This window comes from Solibaculum mannosilyticum (genome assembly GCF_015140235.1).
Lineage (GTDB): Bacteria > Bacillota > Clostridia > Oscillospirales > Acutalibacteraceae > Solibaculum > Solibaculum mannosilyticum.
In genome coordinates this window covers 1,788,420-1,810,934 of sequence record NZ_AP023321.1, presented here as the reverse complement: position 1 = coordinate 1,810,934, position 22,515 = coordinate 1,788,420, and the positions used below count along the sequence as shown (strand labels likewise).

Below are 22,515 nucleotides of genomic sequence, written 5' to 3'. Positions count from 1 at the left end.
CGTAACGAGGGGCAATTGTAACAAATATGCATAAAAGAAGAAAATGAACAAAGATTGAAGTGATATGATCCTAAAAAATGAAAATTCCCTGAAAAAATATACCGTTAAGGACTAAAATATAGATTTTTACACATCACCAATACAAAAAAACGATGCTTAACCTCCTTGTTTTGTAGAGAATAAGCATCGTTTCCAGTTGTTTTATTCATAAAGGCGAAAGTATATAAATTCGTTAAAAGAAGACGCCTGCATTATTTTTCGGCAAGATGCACTATGACAATTCAAACATACCGTTGTAAAGCTGATAGTATTCGCCTTTCTGGGCGAGAAGTTCTTCGTGACATCCCCGTTCCACAATCTGACCGTGTTCCAGTACCAAGATAGCGTCGGCGTTGCGGACGGTGGAGAGACGGTGGGCAATGACAAACACCGTGCGCCCCTCCATCAAACGGTCCATTCCTTTTTCGATCAAAGCTTCCGTGCGCGTATCGATGCTGGAGGTGGCTTCGTCCAGGATGAGGACGGGGGGATCGGCCACAGCCGCCCGTGCGATGGCCAAAAGCTGCCGCTGGCCTTGGGATAGATTGGCGCCGTCGGAGGTCAGGACTGTGTCATACCCCTGGGGAAGACGGCGGATAAAGGAGTGGGCATTGGCGATTTTAGCGGCATGGATAATTTCATCCTGTGTGGCGTCCAGTTTACCAAAGCGGATGTTGTCGGCAATGGTGCCGGTAAAGAGATGGGTATCCTGTAGAACCATCCCGAGGGAACGGCGCAGGGCGTCTTTGCGGATGCTGCGCACGTCGATCCCATCGTAAAGCAGACGTCCTTCCTGTACGTCGTAAAACCGGTTGATGAGATTGGTGATGGTGGTTTTTCCTGCGCCGGTAGAACCCACAAAGGCGATTTTCTGGCCGGGTTTGGCGTAGAGGCTGATGTCCTTTAAAATGGGATGCTTCCCGTCGTAGCTGAAGGTGACGTGTTCAAACCGGACGTCTCCCTTGAGAGGGACCAGTTGCTTTCCTGTTTCCGACCAAGCCCAACGCCCGGTTTTTTCGTTGCAGGCCGTCAGTTTACCGTCCTGGTCCCGGACATTGACCAAATCGATGGTACCTTCGTCCACTTCCGGCTGCTGTTTCATAGCGTCAAAGATGCGTTCAGCGCCGGCCAACGCGGCTAGGAGAAAGTTGCTCTGTTGCGTGAACTGGTTGAGAGGCATGGCGGCCTGGCGGACAAACACCAGGTAGCTTGCCAGACTGCCCACATCGGTTTGACCGTTCATCGCCATGATGCCGCCCAGCACGGCTACAATAGCGTAATTGATGTAGGAGATGCTGACAATGGCCGGGATCATCGTGGCGGCGTACGTCTGGGCACTGGTACCGGCTTTGCGGAGTTTTTCATTTTTCTCCCGGAAGGTTTTGAGATTTTCCTCCTCGTGGTTAAAGACTTTGACCACCTTTTGACCGCCGATCATTTCTTCTACATAGCCGTCCAAATCGCCTAGGATGACCTGTTGACGGGTAAAATATTGTTTGCTACGCTTACCGCTGTAACGGATGTAGAAGAACATGGCGCCGTAGCACACCACCGCCACCAAGGAGAGCCTCCAGTTGAGGACAAACAGAAGGACAAAGGTGCCAACAATCTGGATGAAGCTCTGGATGACCATGGTGAAGCTGTTGTTGAGGGCCTCGGAGATGGTATCCACATCGTTGGTAAAATAGCTCATAATGTCGCCGTGACGTTGGGTATCGAAAAAGCGGAGAGGGAGGGTCTGAAGATGGGAAAACAGATCCCTGCGGATGTCGAACAGAACTTTTTGAGCGGCTTTGACCATGGTCTGGGTGTAGCCGTAGGCCGCCAGAACGCCGATGCCATAGATCGCGGCGGTGACCAGAACGCCGATGGCCAGCGTTTGGAGACTGCCATCCGCCAGATTGTTGACCACCGGGCGGATCATATAGGTACCCAGCAGATTGGCCAAGGCGCTGACGGTGACCAAGACGGCGACCACTAGAAGGAGAAGCTTGTGCCTTCCCATGTAGGAGAGCAAAGAACCGATGGTAGAACCCAGATTCTTAGGACGTTTTGCATTGTTCTGCGCCATGAGGATCCCCTCCTTTCATCTGGGACGCATAAATTTCCTGATAAATGGGATCGTGATCCAGCAGGTCGTGATGCGTGCCGATGGCGTGGATTTTGCCATCGTCTAAAATGATGATTTGATCGGTATCCATAACCGAAGTGACGCGCTGGGCGATGATAATTTTGGTCATGTCTTTCATCTGGGCCAAGGAGGCGCGGATCCGGCCTTCGGTAGCGGTGTCTACGGCGCTGGTGGAGTCGTCGAAGATAAGGATCTTGGGATGCTTGAGAAGGGTCCTTGCGATGCACAACCTCTGTTTTTGCCCGCCGGAAACATTGACTCCTCCTTGTCCCAGATCGGTATCCAGACCCTTGGGCATGCGTTTGAGGAATTCATCGGCACAAGCGGCGCGGCATGCTTCCCAAAGGGTTTCGTCATCGGCGCTCTCATTGCCCCATAGGAGGTTTTCGCGCACAGTGCCGGAAAATAGTACGTTTTTTTGGAGAACAATTCCGACGGCATCCCGCAGGGCCTCCACATCGTATTTACGTACATCATTCCCGCCGACCAGTACACTTCCCTCTGTGGCATCGTAGAGGCGGGGGATCAACTGGACCAAAGTGGTTTTGGCGGAACCGGTACCTCCTAAGATGCCGACCGTCTGTCCAGAGGGGATGGTCAGACTGATGTCCGACAGTGCATCCTCTTGGGCGTCTTTGGAATAGCGGAAAGATACGTGTTCAAATCGGACGCTTCCATCTGGAACTTGGGATAAAGATTCCTTTGGGGAAGATAACGTAGGTTCTTCATCCAGAACCTCCACGATGCGCTTGGCGCTGGCAAGCGACCGGGTGAGGAGTAAAAACACGCTGGAAATCATCATCAAAGCGTTCATGACCTGCAACACATAGCTTAAAAAGCCGGTGAGATCTCCCACCTGCAGCTGGCTTTGGAGGATCATATTCCCGCCGAACCACATAATAAGTACTGCAGCCGCATACATGGTAAACTGGAAAGCCGGGAGGTTTAATACGGCGAAGTGAAAGGTGCGTTGACTGGTTTGCATCAGATCGTCGTTGACGCTTTTGAATTTTTCCTCCTCGTAGTCGCCGCGGACAAAGGCTTTGACTGCACGGATAGCCGTCAAGCCCTCCTGAACGACGTCGTTTAAACGATCCATAGCTTTTTGCAGCCGGTGATACATAGGGGATACTTTCCGCACAATAAAGAACAACGTCAAGGCAAGGATAGGAGTGCACACTAAGAAAACGATGGCTAGTTTGGCGTTCATCCAAAAGGAGAGTCCCACCCCCAGGATCAACATAACCGGTCCACGGGCCATCGGACGGAAGCCACCGTTGATGGCATTTTGCAGTACGGTGACATCGGTGGTCATGCGGGTGACCAACGAGGAAGTTTCAAAATGATCCAAGTTGGCGAAGGAATAATGCTGAAGTTTCTCGTACTGAGCCTCCCGGATCCGGGAACCAAATCCATAGGAGGCACGGGCAGCGTATCGAGCATAAAGCAGACCGGTAAGCAAAGATAAGATTGCGCAAATCCCCATTTGAATTCCCTTTTGGAGAATGAAGGGAATATCATGATTGGCTACACCGACGTCGATAATATCCGCCATAAGGATAGGGATAATCAGTTCAAAGAGTGTCTCAGCGAATACGAGAAGTGCACCTAAGATCATGTCCTTGCGATAAGGTCCCAAGTAATGGAGCAATCGTTTGAGATCGTTCATCATAGCACCTCCTTATAGGATTATGATTGCCTGTGCTGATGGAAATTATGGTAAGCACGGGCGAGATACTGGGCGAATTGCTCTTTTTCCAAAGAAGAGAACCCGTTCAACAAAACTTGCTCCATATCCCGGCAGTGATTTTGCCACATTTGATTGGCCAGTATTCCTTTATCGGTCAGGCCTACTAAACCGGCGCGTCGATTGGAGAGATCCACTTGACGGACAATAAAACCACCCTTTTCGAGAGAATCGAGCATCCGACAGATAGCAGCAGGATCCACTTCAAAATAGTCGGCTAACTGACGTTGATGACAAGGGCCTTTTTCCGCCAGATAAGCGATGAGCTTTGGCTGACCGGAACCAAGGCCAATATCGTCCAAAAACGGACGAAGATAATTGCGTTGAGCGTGAAAAGCTCGATACAACAACATGTGAAAAGTATTTTCCAAAGTATATCACCTCATGATATATCAACAATTGATATATCAATTATAAAGCGATAAAAAAAGATGTCAAGATCTTTTTTGCACAGAAAAATTCCAAAAATCAAGGATAGATTTTAGAAAAGAAGACACCCTTATACCTTGAGTAAGCTGCGACATTATTTTAAACCGCACATCTCAAGAAAGGTGTGACTTCCTGTTACCATTGGTGTTCATGATGTAGTAGTTGACATTTCAACCCACGCACCTCGAGTGAGGTGCGACAGGGCCGCCACTCGCGCGGCGGCCACGCTCCGGTACATTTCAATCCACGCACCTCGAGTGAGGTGCGACACCTCGGTACACCCATATGATAGCATAGGATTTGGTAATTTCAATCCACGCACCTCGAGTGAGGTGCGACAAACAATGCGTGGATCGCTTTTCCGTAAGCTTCCATTTCAATCCACGCACCTCGAGTGAGGTGCGACGTACTGATTGACGATTGTCCGCTGGTGGAAGATGATATTTCAATCCACGCACCTCGAGTGAGGTGCGACACACAAGGACTGACAGTGCAGTTGTGCCGGTACATTTCAATCCACGCACCTCGAGTGAGGTGCGACCAGTAATCGCACTGCCTTTTGTCTTCTGCACTCGACATTTCAATCCACGCACCTCGAGTGAGGTGCGACTTTCGTGGAAGACGATACATATGACACAGATAGTCAGATATTTCAATCCACGCACCTCGAGTGAGGTGCGACGCTGGCAATGTCATACCCTTTACCGCTGACAATATTTCAATCCACGCACCTCGAGTGAGGTGCGACGTACACCCAATGCCGCCATAGCCTTGCGGAAAGAATTTCAATCCACGCACCTCGAGTGAGGTGCGACCCTATATTTTCTCCCCGCCATGCAGGCGGAGGACGAATATTTCAATCCACGCACCTCGAGTGAGGTGCGACCCCTCTTTTGTATTCGTTTTACGAACATACGTTCGGAATTTCAATCCACGCACCTCGAGTGAGGTGCGACCCCAGCCATCGCGTGGCTGGGCCTAATTATACAATTTCAATCCACGCACCTCGAGTGAGGTGCGACCGGCGGCGTGCATGATTGAGTCGTAGGTCATCACGCAGATTTCAATCCACGCACCTCGAGTGAGGTGCGACGGATACTCTTTATGCCTAATCCGCGGATCAGGCATGATTTCAATCCACGCACCTCGAGTGAGGTGCGACTAATTTCAAGGTGCCCTGGCCTAGCCACAACCGCGCAATTTCAATCCACGCACCTCGAGTGAGGTGCGACTCATTTTTTCCAGAACATATGTTCGAACGAGGGTATTTCAATCCACGCACCTCGAGTGAGGTGCGACGAAATTGGTGAAAATCTTGGAGGTGGCGAAGGAATTTCAATCCACGCACCTCGAGTGAGGTGCGACGTCATCCCATCGCTTAACATAATTTCCAATCCTCATTTCAATCCACGCACCTCGAGTGAGGTGCGACTGGCCCCCAGCTGTTACACTGAGGGCCTCGGCAAAATTTCAATCCACGCACCTCGAGTGAGGTGCGACTTTCAGCTCGCGTGTAATCCGGTCTACATCGACCGGATTTCAATCCACGCACCTCGAGTGAGGTGCGACCTGTCATTTTTTGCCTTCTTTTTTCATTGATCAATTTCAATCCACGCACCTCGAGTGAGGTGCGACGCGTGTTAGCGGAACGATCTACCTTAGATGAAAATTATCTCAATTTCAATCCACGCACCTCGAGTGAGGTGCGACCCTTTCCATAGTCCTCTGCATTTGCGTTGCATCGTATTTCAATCCACGCACCTCGAGTGAGGTGCGACCTGAGGATGAGACACCGGCTCTCACCATCTACCTTATTTCAATCCACGCACCTCGAGTGAGGTGCGACCGAGCCCTCCACCACATTGTTGGCTCCAGGCATGCGATTTCAATCCACGCACCTCGAGTGAGGTGCGACTAGCTTGGCTGCCTCGGCAATGATATCGTCATACAATTTCAATCCACGCACCTCGAGTGAGGTGCGACCCATTCATATGATGTTTCATACGCCCCCTCCGGGGCAATTTCAATCCACGCACCTCGAGTGAGGTGCGACGCCCGAAGCTCCTGAAATATATATAGCCTCCGGCGTATTTCAATCCACGCACCTCGAGTGAGGTGCGACCCATTCATATGATGTTTTATACGCCCCCTCCGGGGCAATTTCAATCCACGCACCTCGAGTGAGGTGCGACCCAAGGCAGCGATCCATACGGCATCAGCAAAGAAATTTCAATCCACGCACCTCGAGTGAGGTGCGACACATTGATAAGCACTTCCGCCTGATTATCACAGACCCAATTTCAATCCACGCACCTCGAGTGAGGTGCGACCACATAGGGGTCATAGCCAAGCGCCTCCAGCGTATATTTCAATCCACGCACCTCGAGTGAGGTGCGACTACAGATTGTTTTCTTTCCGTTTCCAGATCAATTACGATTTCAATCCACGCACCTCGAGTGAGGTGCGACAAGCACAAACCGTATCCCCTGGTATTAAGTCTGATTTCAATCCACGCACCTCGAGTGAGGTGCGACGCCTACGATGCTGATATAGCGGCGCTTCAGGATAGAATTTCAATCCACGCACCTCGAGTGAGGTGCGACAAAGAGTTGAGCTATTGGAATCTTATTTCCGAAAGCATTTCAATCCACGCACCTCGAGTGAGGTGCGACATTCAATGTTGCGCAATGTTACTCAATGTTACCCTATTTCAATCCACGCACCTCGAGTGAGGTGCGACTTAACAATGACTTATGTGGGGCATTGACATGTATGCACATTTCAATCCACGCACCTCGAGTGAGGTGCGACCCTCGGGCCGCACCTCGCGCGGCCCGAGGCACGGTACAATTTCAATCCACGCACCTCGAGTGAGGTGCGACGATTATCATAGTGATAATTTTTTTGTCCGCGGCGCATTTCAATCCACGCACCTCGAGTGAGGTGCGACCTGACGATGCCGGACATGTGGCGGACGTATTGGCTGCATTTCAATCCACGCACCTCGAGTGAGGTGCGACGCATGGATTGCCAGCTCTGTACCCTCATATTCCCATATTTCAATCCACGCACCTCGAGTGAGGTGCGACCCGATGACGCTGTGTGGCTGGCACGGGAACCCACCTATTTCAATCCACGCACCTCGAGTGAGGTGCGACATCTGGTCAAGGGCAATGCCTCTTGGCCGGAGGATAATATTTCAATCCACGCACCTCGAGTGAGGTGCGACAGCAAAATCAGACAAAAATAATTGCTGATCTTGTAGACTTAAACAGAATCCTAAGACAAAAGAAAAACAACATAAAAAGAGTATACATTTCCCTTGGGAAAAAGGATGGTTATCATCCATTAATCTGGTGCGAAAGACTAGGCAATTTTCTGATAGCTTATCTGTCGCACCAGAGATAACATAAGGGAGAAATAGGAAATATCACACCATCAAGACACCTTCAACATCATATCCTGAACGAATTCCCATATGTTCAATACGTCTATGATAGCGGTCTCCCAAGTTATAAAAACGGATGCTGTCTTTTTCCAGATCAATGATCTGTGATAAAAGATCTTTTAATTGTGCATATTGAGCGGCATCCACTTTGCATTCAAACACACTGTTTTGCACTCTTTGACCCCAGTTCACACAGGTTTTAGCGACCTTATGAAGCCGTTTACGTCCGGCAGCAGTATCCGTGCTGACGTCGTAAGTGATGAGAACCAGCATTTTATTTCACTTCCATAGAAATGGTGGATAAGCGTCCAAATCGCCGCGAAGATACCGGGAGAGAAGAAGCGCCTGCAAATAAGGGACCAATCCCCAGGGGATCTTTTCCCTCAGGAACGGATGGGTCAATGTATCCCGCTTTTTTTCCTGCCAGGCGGACAAAACGGCTTTGCGTCCCGCTTCGTTTAAAAATACAGCGCCGCTGTCCTGGAGCTCAAACTGGTTTGGATGGATCATGCGGCTGTTGACCAAAGTCAGTGCAAAGCGGTCCCCTAAGACAGGGCGTAGTTCTTCCATAAGATCCAGAGCAAGAGAAGCACGTCCCGATCGATCGGTATGAAGGAAACCCACATAAGGATCGAGTCCAACACCTCGCAAGGCAGCGGCACAGTCGGAAGCAAGTAATGTATAGACAAAGGAGAGGATTGCGTTCATCCTGTCCAAAGGCGGACGACGGGATCGACCCTGAAAAAAGAAATCGGATTTGTTTTGAAGGATCAAGTGGTCAAATACGCTGAAATATTGACTGGCCGCAGCGCCCTCCACACCTCGCATAGCGTCGGTATTCGGCTGGTCTTGTAAGGACTTGATGGCAGAACCGAGCATCCGGCTGACGTCCTTTAGTCGATCCACATCCACTCGTAAAGCGTGATCCCGAATGGTGCGTTCCAATACCCAGCGGGAATTGTAGAGTTTACCGGTTAAGAAAAACTGGGCCAGATCCCGGCAGGCCAAAGGGCTGTCGGCGCGACGGAACTGTTCCCGGCGAAGCAGAACGTTTCCCAGGGATTGTCCAGCTGTCTGGCAGTAAAACTTTCCTCTGGGAGAGTAGAAGGAAAGACAGATGTTCCTTTGCGCACAGGCGCCCATCAAAGCAGGGGAAGCTCCTTTATAGGAAAAACAGAGAATGGCTTCCAATGTGTGCAGCGGAAAACGGGAGACAGGCCCTTCCTCTTTTAGTATCACTACATTTTCGCCGTCTAACGAAAGATAAGCATCTTCCGAGAGGACAAATAAAGTGTTGAGCAAAATTCTCATGAGCAGCCCTCCTCTTCGGTCAAATGGCGTTTCAAATAGGAGGAGGCGCTGTCCTGTCGACCTCTGAGAATAGCAGGTAGACAGTGAAGCTTAAGAGAGCAAGCGTTGCAGGCTTTGGAAGGCTTTACCCGCGGCGTATGACCGCGCCGCGCATAATCGTGCATTTCCGAGAGTATCTTTCTGACGGTATCCCGCATCTCAAAGGAGAAGGACACCACTTCACGACGGCGGCTTTCCCCATAAAACAGGGCGCCCGATGGGATATCGCAGCACAGCATTTCCTCCAAGCACATGGCCTGGCAACACAATTGCAACCGATCGGCATCCATTTGCTTGGAAGTTCCCCGCTTATACTCAACCGGATAAGGCTGCCAATTCCCTTCATATCCAGCCAAAGGCACGCCGTTTTGATCCAGTGTAAATTCCACCACATCGCATTCGCCGCTGACACCCAACTGTGCGGAAAAGACCCGAAGTCCCCGGAGGATTAGTTTGTCGCCTCTCTTTTCCGACTGGGAGGAATCGTGGGCTCTTTGATGAAGGAGATGTCCTTCAACCGTGCGGAGGTTTTCACTCCAAATGCCTTCCAAATAGGCTAACGCCCACTGTCTGCGGCAAAAAACAAAGTGTTGGATACCGGAAATCTGTAGCCAGTTTTCTTCATCTTCCATCCAGCACCTCGGGTTGCAAGCCCTCCAACGGGCAGACGGTAATGGAATAATCATCAATGCTGTGAGGCGTTTCCACCTTGCGTTCTACTTTTAGGCAGCGATGCACCTTGGCGGAGGAGTATTGGCCGGATTTGCAATTGTGTTCCCACCAGATCAGCTTGACCACTTCCATACTGCCTTCCGGACGCGCTGAAGAAGCGTCGTTTTCAAACAGAGTGAGCAAAGCCTCTTTTACAATGGATGCATCCTCGTCCGAGAAGCCGGTTTTCTCAGCCAGCTGACAGTTGATGGAGCCGTAGGTGACGTATACACCGAAGTCCACCCGATGCTTGGTCCCCATGGTGTCGCTGGATTTTTTATCGCCCGGGATGCTGTTGACGCTTTTGGTAATCTGAAGGCTGGTGATGTCCACAGGATCCACGCTGAATGCGGGATGGATGGACACCGGGCCGCGGACGCCCACCGAGACATCGCTTCCTTTGAAGGCAAACACCTGGCCGAAGCTGCGGACGTCCAACCATGTGCGGCAAGCTTCAGCCGCATACATGACGCTGTCTTTGGCCTTTGCCTTTGCCAGAACCTCATTGGATTTGGCGCGGTCCAGAAGGCTGTGGAATCCATCCTGACACCGGTCGTCCGATTGGACAAAGACCGGTTGTCCCAAATCCATCATGCGGTTGCGGATCTTGCGTTTGAGACATACGTCTGAGATCTCTCCATGACCGTCGTAGTTTTCCCTGGGACGGTTGCCGTTTAACGGGTCCCCGTTGGGATTTGCGTGGTCAACGGCCAACACCAGTGCAAAGTCAATTTTATGGGATAACGTTTCCATATCAATTCCTCACTTTCCTATTTCACATCTCTGCTTAATCGAGAATATCGTCGGATTCTGATGATGGGGTATTTTTTGCCTGATTTAACTCTTTACGGCGCTGCATCTCCTGGCTGAAAAACATGGTCTCATGGCTGTATCCCAAGAGATACACCGGGCCCAGGGACTGATCGGACATATCCGAGATGGAGAGCTTGTCCATGGCGTTTTGAAGTTCTTGTTCGATCCAGTCGGCCTTGGGTCCCAACCGGGCCCGGTAAGGCTGGAGACGATGCTCCAACTGCTCCCAAGTGGAAGCCGGTTTCATGCTGAAATGCAGCTGGAATTTCTGAGCATTGGTGGAACGCTTTTCGCTGGAAAGCTTTTGGGCGTACTGTTCAATCTGATGGGCACAAGCCAGCATCCGTCCAAATACATAGTCGCGATGGCGGGATTCACGGTCTAAAGACATGGTCCATACCTCCTTTTTCTGACGGTCATTTTCATATTTCCGGACCAGTGCACAGGCGATACTCAACGTTTTATGCCACTCCCATTCCTCCATGCTTTCCGGACGGGAGGCCCGGCGGGCGGCGCTCCATACGAGATCGCGGGGCAGAGGTGCTTGATCGATGATGCAGGGGATCAAGACGCGTTCAATGGTGTTCTTTTTCAGCTTATCGTCCACCCTTTCGCCGTAGGCAGCCTTGACGATGTCCACAGGGGAGGGTGCGCCCCAAAACTTGACGTGTACCATCTTGGGTTTCTTATTTGCGTCCTGACTTGGCTCGGCCACCGACCGGTACTCTAAAAGCCAGGTGCAGCCGGAATGCTCATCGTGCCAGCGCTGGACGCGTTCAATCAACTCGGAACCGGGCATTTCCCTGTAGTACCGGATGGAAAGACGCCCAGGCGTAGCGGAATCCACCATCATAATGGCGGTATGATCTGACTCGGTCAGATGTCCCTTATAGCCTGCAATGGCTTTGCTGAGGCGGACAGCATATTCCCGGCGGGTATGAGGGACACGCTGAGGCGGTTCGACGGGAAGAGAGCCAAAGACACCGTCAGAGGAACAGTCCGCCTGTTCCGACAAATCCAAAGAATCCTGTAATAAATTTGGCACCGGCTGATTTTTGGTTCCCCAGGCCACAATGGCCTGATCGCCGTTTAGGAATCCCTGGAGGCCGATGAGCCAACGCAGAGCGCTGTGGGCCTTTTGGCTGGTCTCGTATCCAAGACTAAAGGCTTGTTCCGGCTGGGAAAAGCGGCCGCGATAGGTGAAATTACTGCTGTCATTGGCCGATACCAGCTTGGCTCGGTCTCCAGCATTGCGGATTTTATACGGGTTCAGAGAGGAGACCGGCATCTGTTTTCCCTGGACGTAGCACCAGTCTTTGGACGTCAGCAAGGTCATTTGGTACTGCTGGAAGGAGTCCCATACCGAGCGGTCCTCCCACAGTCGGACGGGTAGTCGGACGCCGTCGTTGATTTCAAAGCGGACAAAGGATTCCAGCTGTTCACTGGCCGTTTTTTGAAAGATAAGGGGAGGATTGCCATCCTCCCAGCGGGAGAGAAGCTTCCCGTCCGAACCGCAGAACAACACCCCGGCGTCCACCAGGTCGGCGATGAGATGCCCCTGCTGCACATAACGAAACACAAGACAGACGTCGGGATGAGCAAAGGGAGAATGGCACCAGTCGCCCAGCTGAGCGAGATAATCCGACCAACAGCTTTTTTTGGTGCCGCCAAATTGGTTGTAATCCCCGGCTATGTATTGGAGCTTGTCGACGAGAGGATGAGGGACGGGTTTACTGGTACGGCTGCCGGAGGCTTCCGTGCAGGGGATGATGGTGGTGCGTTCCTCCGGGACGTTGCCCTTTGCCCTTAGGAATTGTCCCGAACCGTCCAAAGTGATGGTAACCTGTACCTGTTGTGTGGTGTGGCAGATGGGGAGAAGGGGTGTTTTTCCCTCGTTTAATTTGCCGATGAGCCCGCTGTTATTCTCATAGGTGTCATATAGCGTCTGAAGCCAGCTCATACCCATCCCTCCTCTTGGGCCAATGCATCGCAAGGATCCATATTCTGCCCGGGAATAAAGTCTTTGGCAACCATCTTTTTCACAGGACGGCGAATGGGACATTGTTCCGGACGGATGAACTCAATGACGCCTTTGCGCATCACCGGTTGCCAGAGCCGGACCTCCAGCTGGCTTCCACCGGTTTCATCCGGATAGCTCAGACCATGGACCATCATGCCGAAGGAAAGCTCTTGCGTGTCGTCGTAAGCGCCGCCGCCCTCTCCGAAGACGCAGGGTTCCACATATCCTTGGCATTCCCTTGTACCCAAAAAGATGTCCCGACGTCCTCCTTTTTCAATCATGCGCTTGGCGATAAAATAATGCTTGTTTTCATTGCGGTCGCAGGCGAGATCGGGACGATGGACATTCCATTCGAAATGGGCCTCTACTTGATAGTCCACATCCTGTAGATAGGTGTAGATGGAAAGCTCATTTCCACCGTTAAACTTAATGGGACGGATGCCCTTGGACTGGGTGCGGATAGGGTTGACAATGCGCACCCGATCGATGATCCAGCAAAAGGTGGGTTTCCAGTAACAGCTTTCCAAAATGCCCTTGAGGGCTTGGTAGGTAGGCACAGGATAACTGTATTTTTCACCGCCCACCCGGGTGATGGGATCGCTAAACAGAGCGAACCGTCCAGTGACCCGGAAAGTGACGGTGTTTGGATGTTCCATAAAGACATGTCTCCTTTCTATTTTTGTATCTGTCAGAGCGATCTTCACACAAAAAGCAGGGGAGAGGAGCAGGGCTCCAAGCAAACGCCTATGGCGTCGTCGTAGAAACAAGGCTGCAATGCGTAGATGGAACCGCCTGCCAGGGGATAAAGCCCCTGTTTTTCACAGAGGGACTTGTATTCGTGTTCAAACAGTGTGACGCAAAAAGGCTGTGCTTCTCTCAAAATGCGTCCTATTTCATAGATAGGCGGATTGGACGCCAGTTTCTCAATGAGCTCTTCCCCTTTTCCATAAGGGACAAGCACCGTGTGTCCGCCGCCTTCAATGGCTTCAAAAGCAGTTTCCGCAGTTTCAAAGGCCTGCCAAAGGGGCAGGGACGGTATGCCGCCGTTTTCTTCTCGGCATGCCTCCAGGCCATAGGAATTGTATCCCAGGAGATCGAATAAAGTCTGGCTCTCAGAAGAGGCGCTTGGAAGAGGATACCCCATGGTATTCTTCATCTGTTCGGTGAGGAAATAACGGTGGTAATACATTTGGATGGCTTCCGGGGAGAGGAGATCGGCGGGATGGCTGTCGAGAACTGCGAGAGTAGCCTCCTGTCCCCAGCGGATGTCGGGCAGACGATTGAGGCTTTCCTCCCGGCATTGAATCAATAAGACGTCCCGGATATCGCTTTCCCCGTGACGGTTGCACCGTCCGGCGGCCTGAGCAATGCTGTCCAGCCCGGCCAAGCTGCGGATGACGCAGTCGAAGGACAAATCCACGCCGGCTTCGATGAGCGGAGTGCTGACGCAAATCAGTGGCTTTTGCGGATCTGGAAGGGCATCCCGGATTTCCCGGATGCAGTGTTCCCTGTGAGAGGAGCACTGTGAGGTGCTGAGATGGAAAAGCTGACAGTCAGGAGCCGCTTCCCGAAGCGCCTGGTACAAATTCCTCACAGCCAGCTTTGTGTTGAGCACAACGAGGATATGAGGAGCGTCTCTCAGCTTTTCTAAAGTGAGTTGGGCAATTTCTTTGCAGCTGTAGCCCGGAGAGGAGACCATATTAAGGACTCTAGTCCGGCGGAACGCTTCGTTTCGATCGACTGAAAAAGGGACTAAATCAGGCTGCGGCATAGGCCATAGCGGAAAGGCCAGGTGCTGAGACTCAGGCTGAGTGGCGGTGCACAATAAAATGGTACAGCCACAAACATCCGCTAAAAAATTGAGGGCCATATTAAAAAGGTATTGCATTTTTGCAGGGATGGATTGCACCTCATCGAAGATCAAGACCGATCCGACTAAAGACGCCATTCGCCGGACGTTTTGGCGCGGTGCAGCAAATAAGGTGTTGAGCAGCTGGACAGTGGTGGTCAATACCACCGGACAACGGTCCCACCTCTGCATGTGACGGATCATTGCTTCACCCTCTTGGGTGTTGGAATCCACCGTCACATCGGAATGATGCTCCAAAACGCAGGGATGGGGGGACGATTGAGAATCCCTGTATTCGTGGGGGAGAACACTCTGAATGCTCCCGGCGTTCTGGCTGAGAATGGAGCGGAAGGGGGCGATGTAAAAGAGATGGGGCGCATGTTGATTTTTGCAGCAGGCGATACCGTACCGAAGTGAGGCGAAGGTCTTGCCGCCGCCGGTAGGGGCGCTGAGGCGATAGATCCCCGGACCACGCTGGGCGGCGGACAAACAGAGATCGGAAATCTGGCGGCGATAGGGAGTAAGACGTCCCTTTTGGGGGAGAGCCGACAGCCTGTCCTCCAGATGGGACTGAAGGAAATCCCAAGGGACCGATTCCCAAACCGGTTGAGGACATCGATGTTCCCCAAAAGCTCCCGTGTCCTCCCAATCAGCATCCACCAAGGCGCTGAAGGCAAGGCGACTGATGAGGCCTAAAAAGTACCGGAGAGACTGGTGAATATAGTAGTTTTCTTCATCGGCCTTTTCTTTTGCAGGAAGGCTCTGATAGAAGAGGTTGTCTTTGGGAGAATGTCCCAAGACACACGATTTTATTTTGTCACACAGTAAGGTAAGCTCATAAGACGCCTGCGTTACAGCCTGTTCGATCTCGGAAGCGGGGATGCACTGGCTGAGAAAAAGATCACGGGTTTTCTCGTATGCGATATCTTTGTGAGGAAAAAGGCGTTTCTTCATCACAAATTCCCCGTTAGGGCTCAGGACGTCGATCCGATGGCCGTGGTGGGATAAAATGGAGATGACAGCGATCTGAGCAGCCAGTTGAGTGGGACCGGGATGCTGTCCCCAACGCTCCCAGATATACCTTGCGCCGGCCGTGCTGTGATTAATTTTTCCTCGTAGGGAAGAATCCTCAGAACGGATATAGGTTTGGAAATCAGGGGAAGCTTTTCCCATATCGTGAACCAGACCGCAGAGATACCCCAGCTGGCTCAATCCGATGGATTCCAATGAAACGCTGGCAAGCTTGGCAACCGATCGACAATGATCGGTCAAAGATTGCTCATTCCAGGGAGGAAAATCTTCGAAGAGATGGGCAAGAATTTTCATTGTATCAATCTCCCGCATATAAAATTGAAAGCGATAGATTCCTAATGCTAAATATAGTATACACGGTGTGAGGATAAATCACACTATATTTTTGAAAAATAGTATAATTTTTGTCGAATAATAATATTTTTTGTGGCGCAAATTGTGAAAAATACGCCTGAAGAAAATGTCGAAACTAGAAAAACATCAGGATTTATATGTAACAGGTATCTATATACAAAAAAATTTCATTTTTAAATTTCTGAAAACAAACCTTTTCCCCCATAGATTCGGCAATCATTTATGTTATAATCCTCTCAGAGTAACGACGTGAAGGAGAATTTACAGGCATGAAGACAATCCAAAATATTGCGAAAGGCTTTTTGATCGGCATCGGATCCATTGCCCCCGGCGTCAGTGGAGGTTCTATTGCCGTTATCTTTGGGATCTACGATAAACTCACAGACGCAGTCGCCCATTTTTATCGAAATTTCAAAGAGAAAATAAAATTTTTATGGCCTCTGATTGTGGGAGGTGCACTGGGAGTCCTTTTATTTAGTAATGTCATCCAGTACCTTTTTGAAAATTATAATACACAGATCCGCTGTCTCTTTATTGGACTCATGATCGGAACCTTTCCAGCAGTGGTACGCCAAGCCAATGACAGAGGGTTTCGCAAGTCCTATTTGATATGGGCAGGTGTAGCTTTTATTGTAACCGCGGTACTGGCAATTCTTAACCAGATCAATCCAGTGTCATCCGGACCGATGAATGAATCTTTTATCATGTTGTTTCTGAGCGGAGCCATCATTGGATTTGGAACTATTATTCCAGGAATTAGCGCGTCTTTTATTTTGATGGCGTTGGGCGCTTATGAAACGCTTCTCCATATTTTGACTTCTTTTGATATCTTGTCTATGCTGCCTATTGCATTAGGATTGGTAGTATCTATTTTATTGTTTGCCAAGTTGGTTTCCTATTTGTATCAAAGGGCCTATGGTATTATGAGTTACATTGTCTTTGGCCTTTTAGCAGGATCGGTTTTGGCCATTGTGCCTCCCTTTGAAGGAAATATGACAACTATAATTTCTCTGCTTCTGATGATAGCGGGACTGATTTTTTCGTATCTCCTCAGTACCATACCTCAGAGGAATAAAAAAGCTGAAAAAAAGTTATCTTGAAAATTCTTTAAGAAAACACTTGCAATTTATCAATGGGTTGTGTATAATAATAAAGCACTCTTCGTTAAGAGTGCTGATATCGCGGGGTGGAGCAGTCCGGTAGCTCGTCGGGCTCATAACCCGAAGGTCGGTGGTTCAAATCCGCCCCCCGCAACCAAAAAAGCTCATGAAACCTAAGTTTCATGAGCTTTTTCCTTTTATTCCCTGGTTTATTATCCAATCACTTTCTCTCTTTTTGATTTTCTCTGCAAGCATTTTGTCTGATCCTTCATTTTTCCTCCTTTCTTTCCATTGCGACTAAATGGGTATACCGATACCACAATATATATTGCTTATCCCTCACCATATTTCTTTTGCTTATGATGTTTCTTATCCAGTAAAAACCTTACCTTTTTCTACTGGACATGCGGTTAAATTTTCTCGCCATTTCCTGCTTCTTTTTGTCTTCCAAATGGACGTACATGTTAAGTGTCGTAGAAGCTTTCGCATGGCCGAGGGCTTCCGATACCGTCTTTAGATCAACATCGTCCAATTGTAAGGCACGAGTTGCAGTTATAAGCCTCCCGGCTCAAATTTTCCAATGTGTCGATCAAACTGTTGAAGGCTGTCAGCGCGGATGAATCATCGGGAAGGCTATCCTTCAAAGCCGTTGCTTGGTCATAGCAGCCCAATAGATTCCGACGCAGCTGCACTAAGGCTTTGTTTTTATTGCTGTCTTTGGAAAATTCGTCGAAGTATCCATAAGCCCGTCCTTGGATATCCCGGATCTGATCCCCCATAGGGTCTTCGATCATATCCTGTATCGCCTTTTCCACAACCGGAATTTCTTCCGGCCGGTTCCAAAGGTAGTTGACCAAGATACTCATGTCTTCCGGCAGCACCTGATCCCGTCCTTGCAGCCATGCCTCGGCCTTGACCAATTCACTGTAATTAAAGTAGGTACGGTCGGACACATGGATTTCCTTTTTACGCAGTTCACACAGGATATTGTCCCACAACTCATTGATGCTTTTGGATATAGTAACTTGCCGGACTTCATCCTGCATGAATACAAGTTCCTGCATGGTAATAGTTTCGTCAAAGGGCTTTTGGGGAGAGGTATCCTGTTTCTTATGCAGAACCTCTATTCGCTTTGTTTTGTTCTGAACATAGTGGGTATGTACCTTTAGATCAAACCGATCGTAAAGGGCCTTGAGAATCCGTTCTTCCGGATTGTTAAAGTTGGGGATTTCGTTGGAGGCGGAAAAGAAGCTTACAACTGGAATGGACATCACAACCCCTTCGTTGACATATTGGCGCTCGTTAAGCGCCATCAGCAAGGAGTCCAAAAGGCCCTCGTTCGCCTTGAACAGCTCATCCAGGAAGCATATATGGGTTTCTGGAATCTTACCGATAGTGATACTCGGTACGGCCACCGTGCCATTCGCTAAGGCACTTGCGAAGAATCTCCATTTTCTGCTGGGTTTGGGCAGCGGCCTTCAAAGCGGTTAAATCGTTAGGATTTTGACGGCAGCATGCCAGCTGTTCCTTAAGCTGGGCATAGCCCCAGATCCCGATCCAAGGTCCGCTGGGATACATTTCCCGGAATCAAGCTGGATAAATCCAATCGGCCGAACAATTGCTCCTGGTCGGTCTGCTTGCTCATCACCGTCAGAAACATTTTGGCGTCCTCAATCTGCCGGCAAAAGAGAGTAACGGCATGGGATTTGGATTGCCCGGTATCCCCTAAAACGAATAGGTTTTTTCTGGTCAGCAAAGCCAGGGCAATGGCGTGTACCAGCTCTTCCCGTTCCGCTTCCTGGCTGTTTACATACTCCATAATTGCGATCATCTTGTCTCGTAACATCTGTTTTTGTCCTTTCTATAGATGGATCTAGGCGGCGATATCTTCTTTCTTTCCTTTTCTCTTACCTTGTTTTCCATTTTTCTTTTCCGGCGCTTGTGTCCTGGCAGGGCCGCGGGGAGGCACGGCGCAAAAACTCTGATTGGCCTTCAGGATCAGAAAGCCCGTTTCGTCAAAAATAAGCTCCAAAGGCCCGGAAGCGCGCTGGAGAAAATCGACTAGCAAGCGAGGACTATAGTTGGATCCTTCTAGGGAAGTCGGTTTTGCCTTCTCTGCCTTTACTTTCGCCTGCACTTTTCCTGATCCCGTTTCTGCGCCAATAAAGGCCGTGGCTTCTAGAACCTTCAGGTTTACACATAGATCATCGGTTGCTCGAAAGCTGTTGGCAATTACATAATAGGCGGAGAAAAAATTCTTTGCATCCACCAGCGCATAGGCGGAAGGCTTGATATGAGAGAGTACGGCGTTAATCGGTACAGGAGGCTCATTTAAAAGCATGGTAGCAAATAAGATTTCCCGGTTAAAAAACACGGCGTATCGATTGACAACTCCTACGTACAAAGGATCATTCTTTGGAGCAATCCTAAGTAAAGTTTGTACAGCCTTGTTATGCAATACCACGTGTAGTTCGCCATCCGAACAATGCGGAGAATAACCTGCGGCCATCCGGTATCCATCGGCGGCGCTTGCACGGGACGACTCCTTTTGTAAGTCTATGGAGATTCCCTGTAAGGTAGGCTGATTATCTTGGCAGGAAGCTGCATATAGGACACGACGAAGCAGGTTGTGGATCCCTGTGATGGAAACCGTCTCTTCCGGAAAGGGGACGTCGAATTTTGGAAATGCATCCGGCGACATGGACACAACCGTATAGGTGGCGGAACCGGAAGAAATCCAAACTTCCGGACCATACTGTTTGAAAGACACCACTTCTCCATCCAGCCGGGCAAGCATTTCTACAAATAGCCTTGCTTTGAGAACAATACGGCCTCCTTTTTCGATATGCACATCTTTCCCTTGCAGCCGTTTGCGGATAAAAGTGCGGATATTGGTTCCCGTCAGTTGAATTTCTCCGATATCCTCATCTGCTTCCATTAAAATTCCGCTGATTTCCGGCATATCCCGGTTGACAACGGCCGCCGTTGCTGCGACCTTCGCAGCCTGGTGAAGAAGCTCCCTGTTAATTTGTACGATCATAATATTGCACCTCCTGGAGTTCCACAAAGCTGCCGATTAGATGCAGCGCCTGTTCATAGCTTTGTGTACTCCAAATTTTCCGTTGTAGATCTAATTGTTCCTTTACCTTTCTGGTATCCATAGATGGGGAAGCAATCATTTTTCACTGTCCTTTCTTAATCGTTTTTTATAATGAAACAAAAAAAGACCGGCTTAGATGTCACTAAGCCGGTCGATCTTTGCCATTACCGTAATTATTTTGCAGATAAAAAAACAAGGCTGGGCATACTGCGCCCAGCCTCGTACATCAAACCACTACCCTCATAACAAGGGCAATCCATCAGACCTTAAAACATGTTTAGTATATCTGCTTCTTCAATAACTGTCAAGAATTACATAAATCCATACATAGTTAGGATATCAAAAACTATGTTTATACCCTTTTTTCTGCAATAAGGATAACGTCTGATGATATCCCAGCAGGTATACAGCTCCTACTTTTGTTAAATTGACTAGATTAATTTTGATTTCACCCAGCTTGTCCCATAATTCATCTAGTTGCACCAAATCACGAGGAATTGCTTTCATGACATAATTCTCACATAATTCTAAAAATTGATGTGGCTGATTAGTTACCATTCCTGAATATTTGACTGAAAGTGACAGGGACGATTCTTCGCATATTTTAGTGGTATATGTAGCTAGGGTATCAAGAATAGCAAGTGCAGCTCCATATTGATATTCGTATGGACTATCAATAAGGTATGCGCAAGCTGCGGCAAAGAGGTGGGGAGCCAAGACATCGTCAAGGGGTTTGAGTTTGAGCCCGGCCGGTATGTGACAATGACCGACGAAGATTTCGAGAAGGCCAAAACTCCTAAAGACCGGACCATCCAAATCCTACACTTTGCCGACATCCATGAAATATGTCCGATTTATTATGACAAAACCTATCATGCGGTTCCGGAGGCTGGAGGGGACAAAACCTATGAGCTGCTCCGTAAAGCCATGCTGGAGGAAGGGAAAGTGGCCATTGCCAAAAGCGTCATTGGTCAGAGCGAAAAGCTGCTGTGCCTGATCCCAACCGAACAGGGGATTTTAGTGGAAACCCTCTTTTTCCACGACGAGGTAAAAGCGATGCCCAAGGAACCGGCCCATCCAAAATTACCGGAAGCAGAACTCACCATGGCCAAAGCCTTGGTCAAGGGGATGTCGCAAGCCTTCGATCCAACCCTCTATCACGATCAATACCAGGTGCGGCTTCGGGAAATCATCGAGGCAAAGATCAATGGGAAAGAGATTACCGAAGCGCCCGGCCAGCAGCCCTCCAACGTCATCAACATCATGGATGCGCTGGAAGCCTCTTTAAAGCAGATGGGGGACAAAGGGAAAACGCCGTCCAAAAGAGGTCCTGGTAGGAAGAAAACAGCCAAGGCCGGAAATGCTTCTTAATCGAATGACGGAGAAATTTTTATGGAATCGCTTTTTGACCGCAAAAACTTGCATCCCATGCTGATTGCAGAAAATACAGCCCCCTTTGACCATCCCGGTTATCTTTATGAAGTGAAGTGGGATGGGGAACGCTGCATTGCCTATTTGGACCCGAAAGGGAAAACCACGGAGCTCCGCAACAAACGGAACATGATCCTGAATCCAAAGGTACCGGAACTATGGCAGCTGCACCGGCAGGTCAAAAAGAAATGCATCCTGGATGGGGAGCTGCTGGTACTGGTAGATGGGAAACCAAATTTCTATGAAATCCAGCGCCGTAGCCTGATGGGCAACCGGTTCCGTCTGGAACTGGCGGCCAAGAAACACCCGGCCACCTTTGTGGCCTTTGATTGCCTTTGGGCGGATGGGCAGGATTTGATGTTCCAACCTCTCATGGAGCGAAAACGGATCTTAAAACAAGCAGTCAAGGAGAACGAAAGGATTGCGGTATCCCGGTATTTTGAAGGTAAGGGTGCTGCGCTGTACGAGCTGGCCAAGCAACAACAGTTGGAAGGCATTGTTGCTAAAAGGAAAGAAAGCATCTACATCCAGGGCAAACGGACCAAGGACTGGGTAAAGATCAAAAACCTCCAGGACGAGGACTTTGTGGTATGCGGCTACATCCAGAAGGACAACCACATGACCAGCCTGGTGCTGGGGCAATACGCAGAAACGGGAGGGCTGGTTTACAAAGGCCATGTGACCCTTGGCGTAGGGGGAGCGCCCTTTCATAAGATTTTGGAACAGCCACAGGCGTCTGGCCCGCCCCTTGAGGTTCCCCAAGGGCATGGAAACGAAGATGCTGTGTGGATTGGGCCCTCCATGGTATGCACCGTCAGCTATATGGAGAAGACGGCAAATGGCGGGATGCGGCAGCCGGTCTTTAAGGGGCTGAGGGAGGACAAAACCACGGAAGAATGCATAGAGACAAGATAAGCTCCTGGATCTTAATCCAGGAGCTTATCTTTAGTTGTTGGTTTTG

17 protein-coding genes, 1 tRNA gene and 1 CRISPR repeat array are annotated in these 22,515 nt (G+C 49.7%); of the genes, 4 read left to right on the top strand and 14 right to left on the bottom strand.

Features of this window, described 5'->3' with window-relative positions; genetic code table 11:
• Positions 1 to 271: 271 nt before the first annotated feature.
• The 10 genes from C12CBH8_RS08585 to cas3 all read right to left on the bottom strand — a co-directional run bounded on the left by C12CBH8_RS08585 (position 272) and on the right by cas3 (position 15,863).
• On the bottom strand, positions 272 to 2,110 hold the full coding sequence (locus C12CBH8_RS08585; RefSeq protein ID WP_215533015.1) for an ABC transporter ATP-binding protein: 1,839 nt from the start codon (positions 2,108 to 2,110) through the stop codon (positions 272 to 274).
• Entirely contained in the window at positions 2,082 to 3,839 is a 1,758-nt protein-coding gene (locus tag C12CBH8_RS08580) for an ABC transporter ATP-binding protein (protein ID WP_090264448.1), read from the bottom strand. The genes C12CBH8_RS08585 and C12CBH8_RS08580 overlap by 29 nt, the downstream gene beginning before the upstream one ends.
• Positions 3,840 to 3,859: 20 nt before the next feature.
• Positions 3,860 to 4,288: a MarR family winged helix-turn-helix transcriptional regulator gene (locus C12CBH8_RS08575; RefSeq protein ID WP_215533014.1), complete on the bottom strand. Its 429-nt coding sequence runs from the start codon at positions 4,286 to 4,288 to the stop codon at positions 3,860 to 3,862.
• A gap of 225 nt (positions 4,289 to 4,513) precedes the next feature.
• A CRISPR array of direct repeats spans positions 4,514 to 7,575; the repeat unit is 33 nt; unit sequence ATTTCAATCCACGCACCTCGAGTGAGGTGCGAC.
• A 201-nt stretch (positions 7,576 to 7,776) separates the two neighbouring features.
• The gene (gene cas2, locus C12CBH8_RS08570) at positions 7,777 to 8,067 is read right to left on the bottom strand and encodes a CRISPR-associated endonuclease Cas2 (protein ID WP_215533013.1); all 291 of its coding nucleotides are present in this window, start codon (positions 8,065 to 8,067) and stop codon (positions 7,777 to 7,779) included.
• A gap of 6 nt (positions 8,068 to 8,073) precedes the next feature.
• Complete coding sequence (cas1c, locus tag C12CBH8_RS08565) at positions 8,074 to 9,105, bottom strand: type I-C CRISPR-associated endonuclease Cas1c (RefSeq protein ID WP_215533012.1); 1,032 nt, start codon at positions 9,103 to 9,105, stop codon at positions 8,074 to 8,076.
• Complete coding sequence (gene cas4 / locus C12CBH8_RS08560; protein ID WP_215533011.1) at positions 9,102 to 9,776, bottom strand: CRISPR-associated protein Cas4; 675 nt, start codon at positions 9,774 to 9,776, stop codon at positions 9,102 to 9,104. Before cas4 ends, cas1c begins: the two co-directional genes overlap by 4 nt.
• Positions 9,766 to 10,608, bottom strand: coding sequence for a type I-C CRISPR-associated protein Cas7/Csd2 (cas7c, locus tag C12CBH8_RS08555; protein ID WP_215533010.1), 843 nt, complete (start codon positions 10,606 to 10,608; stop codon positions 9,766 to 9,768). The genes cas4 and cas7c overlap by 11 nt, the downstream gene beginning before the upstream one ends.
• A gap of 34 nt (positions 10,609 to 10,642) precedes the next feature.
• Complete coding sequence (gene cas8c, locus C12CBH8_RS08550; protein ID WP_215533009.1) at positions 10,643 to 12,628, bottom strand: type I-C CRISPR-associated protein Cas8c/Csd1; 1,986 nt, start codon at positions 12,626 to 12,628, stop codon at positions 10,643 to 10,645.
• On the bottom strand, positions 12,625 to 13,344 hold the full coding sequence (gene cas5c, locus C12CBH8_RS08545; protein WP_090264436.1) for a type I-C CRISPR-associated protein Cas5c: 720 nt from the start codon (positions 13,342 to 13,344) through the stop codon (positions 12,625 to 12,627). Before cas5c ends, cas8c begins: the two co-directional genes overlap by 4 nt.
• 44 nt (positions 13,345 to 13,388) lie before the next feature.
• Complete coding sequence (cas3, locus tag C12CBH8_RS08540) at positions 13,389 to 15,863, bottom strand: CRISPR-associated helicase Cas3' (RefSeq protein ID WP_215533008.1); 2,475 nt, start codon at positions 15,861 to 15,863, stop codon at positions 13,389 to 13,391.
• Between the two features lie 329 nt (positions 15,864 to 16,192).
• Here cas3 and C12CBH8_RS08535 point away from each other — a divergent pair, with 329 nt between their 5' ends.
• Together C12CBH8_RS08535 and C12CBH8_RS08530 are read left to right on the top strand one after the other, a co-directional pair.
• Positions 16,193 to 17,023 carry a DUF368 domain-containing protein gene (locus tag C12CBH8_RS08535; RefSeq protein ID WP_099322545.1) on the top strand — a complete coding sequence of 277 codons (831 nt, stop codon included), beginning with the start codon at positions 16,193 to 16,195 and terminating at the stop codon, positions 17,021 to 17,023.
• Between the two features lie 80 nt (positions 17,024 to 17,103).
• Positions 17,104 to 17,180, top strand: a tRNA-Met gene (locus C12CBH8_RS08530).
• A 361-nt stretch (positions 17,181 to 17,541) separates the two neighbouring features.
• Here the strand turns inward: C12CBH8_RS08530 and C12CBH8_RS08525 are convergent.
• From C12CBH8_RS08525 to C12CBH8_RS08510, 4 genes are all read right to left on the bottom strand, one after another.
• Complete coding sequence (locus C12CBH8_RS08525; RefSeq protein WP_215533007.1) at positions 17,542 to 18,438, bottom strand: AAA family ATPase; 897 nt, start codon at positions 18,436 to 18,438, stop codon at positions 17,542 to 17,544.
• Between the two features lie 113 nt (positions 18,439 to 18,551).
• Positions 18,552 to 18,869 (bottom strand): AAA family ATPase, encoded by a 318-nt coding sequence (locus C12CBH8_RS08520; RefSeq protein WP_215533006.1) that lies wholly within the window; start codon positions 18,867 to 18,869, stop codon positions 18,552 to 18,554.
• Between the two features lie 27 nt (positions 18,870 to 18,896).
• Complete coding sequence (locus C12CBH8_RS08515; RefSeq protein ID WP_215533005.1) at positions 18,897 to 20,063, bottom strand: DNA polymerase III subunit beta; 1,167 nt, start codon at positions 20,061 to 20,063, stop codon at positions 18,897 to 18,899.
• Between the two features lie 399 nt (positions 20,064 to 20,462).
• Positions 20,463 to 20,630 (bottom strand): hypothetical protein, encoded by a 168-nt coding sequence (locus C12CBH8_RS08510; protein ID WP_178097144.1) that lies wholly within the window; start codon positions 20,628 to 20,630, stop codon positions 20,463 to 20,465.
• Between the two features lie 147 nt (positions 20,631 to 20,777).
• Here C12CBH8_RS08510 and ku point away from each other — a divergent pair, with 147 nt between their 5' ends.
• Both ku and ligD read left to right on the top strand, forming a co-directional pair.
• Entirely contained in the window at positions 20,778 to 21,494 is a 717-nt protein-coding gene (gene ku, locus C12CBH8_RS08505) for a non-homologous end joining protein Ku (protein WP_246441419.1), read from the top strand.
• A 21-nt stretch (positions 21,495 to 21,515) separates the two neighbouring features.
• Positions 21,516 to 22,469 (top strand): non-homologous end-joining DNA ligase, encoded by a 954-nt coding sequence (ligD, locus tag C12CBH8_RS08500; protein WP_099322529.1) that lies wholly within the window; start codon positions 21,516 to 21,518, stop codon positions 22,467 to 22,469.
• Positions 22,470 to 22,515: the final 46 nt, after the last annotated feature.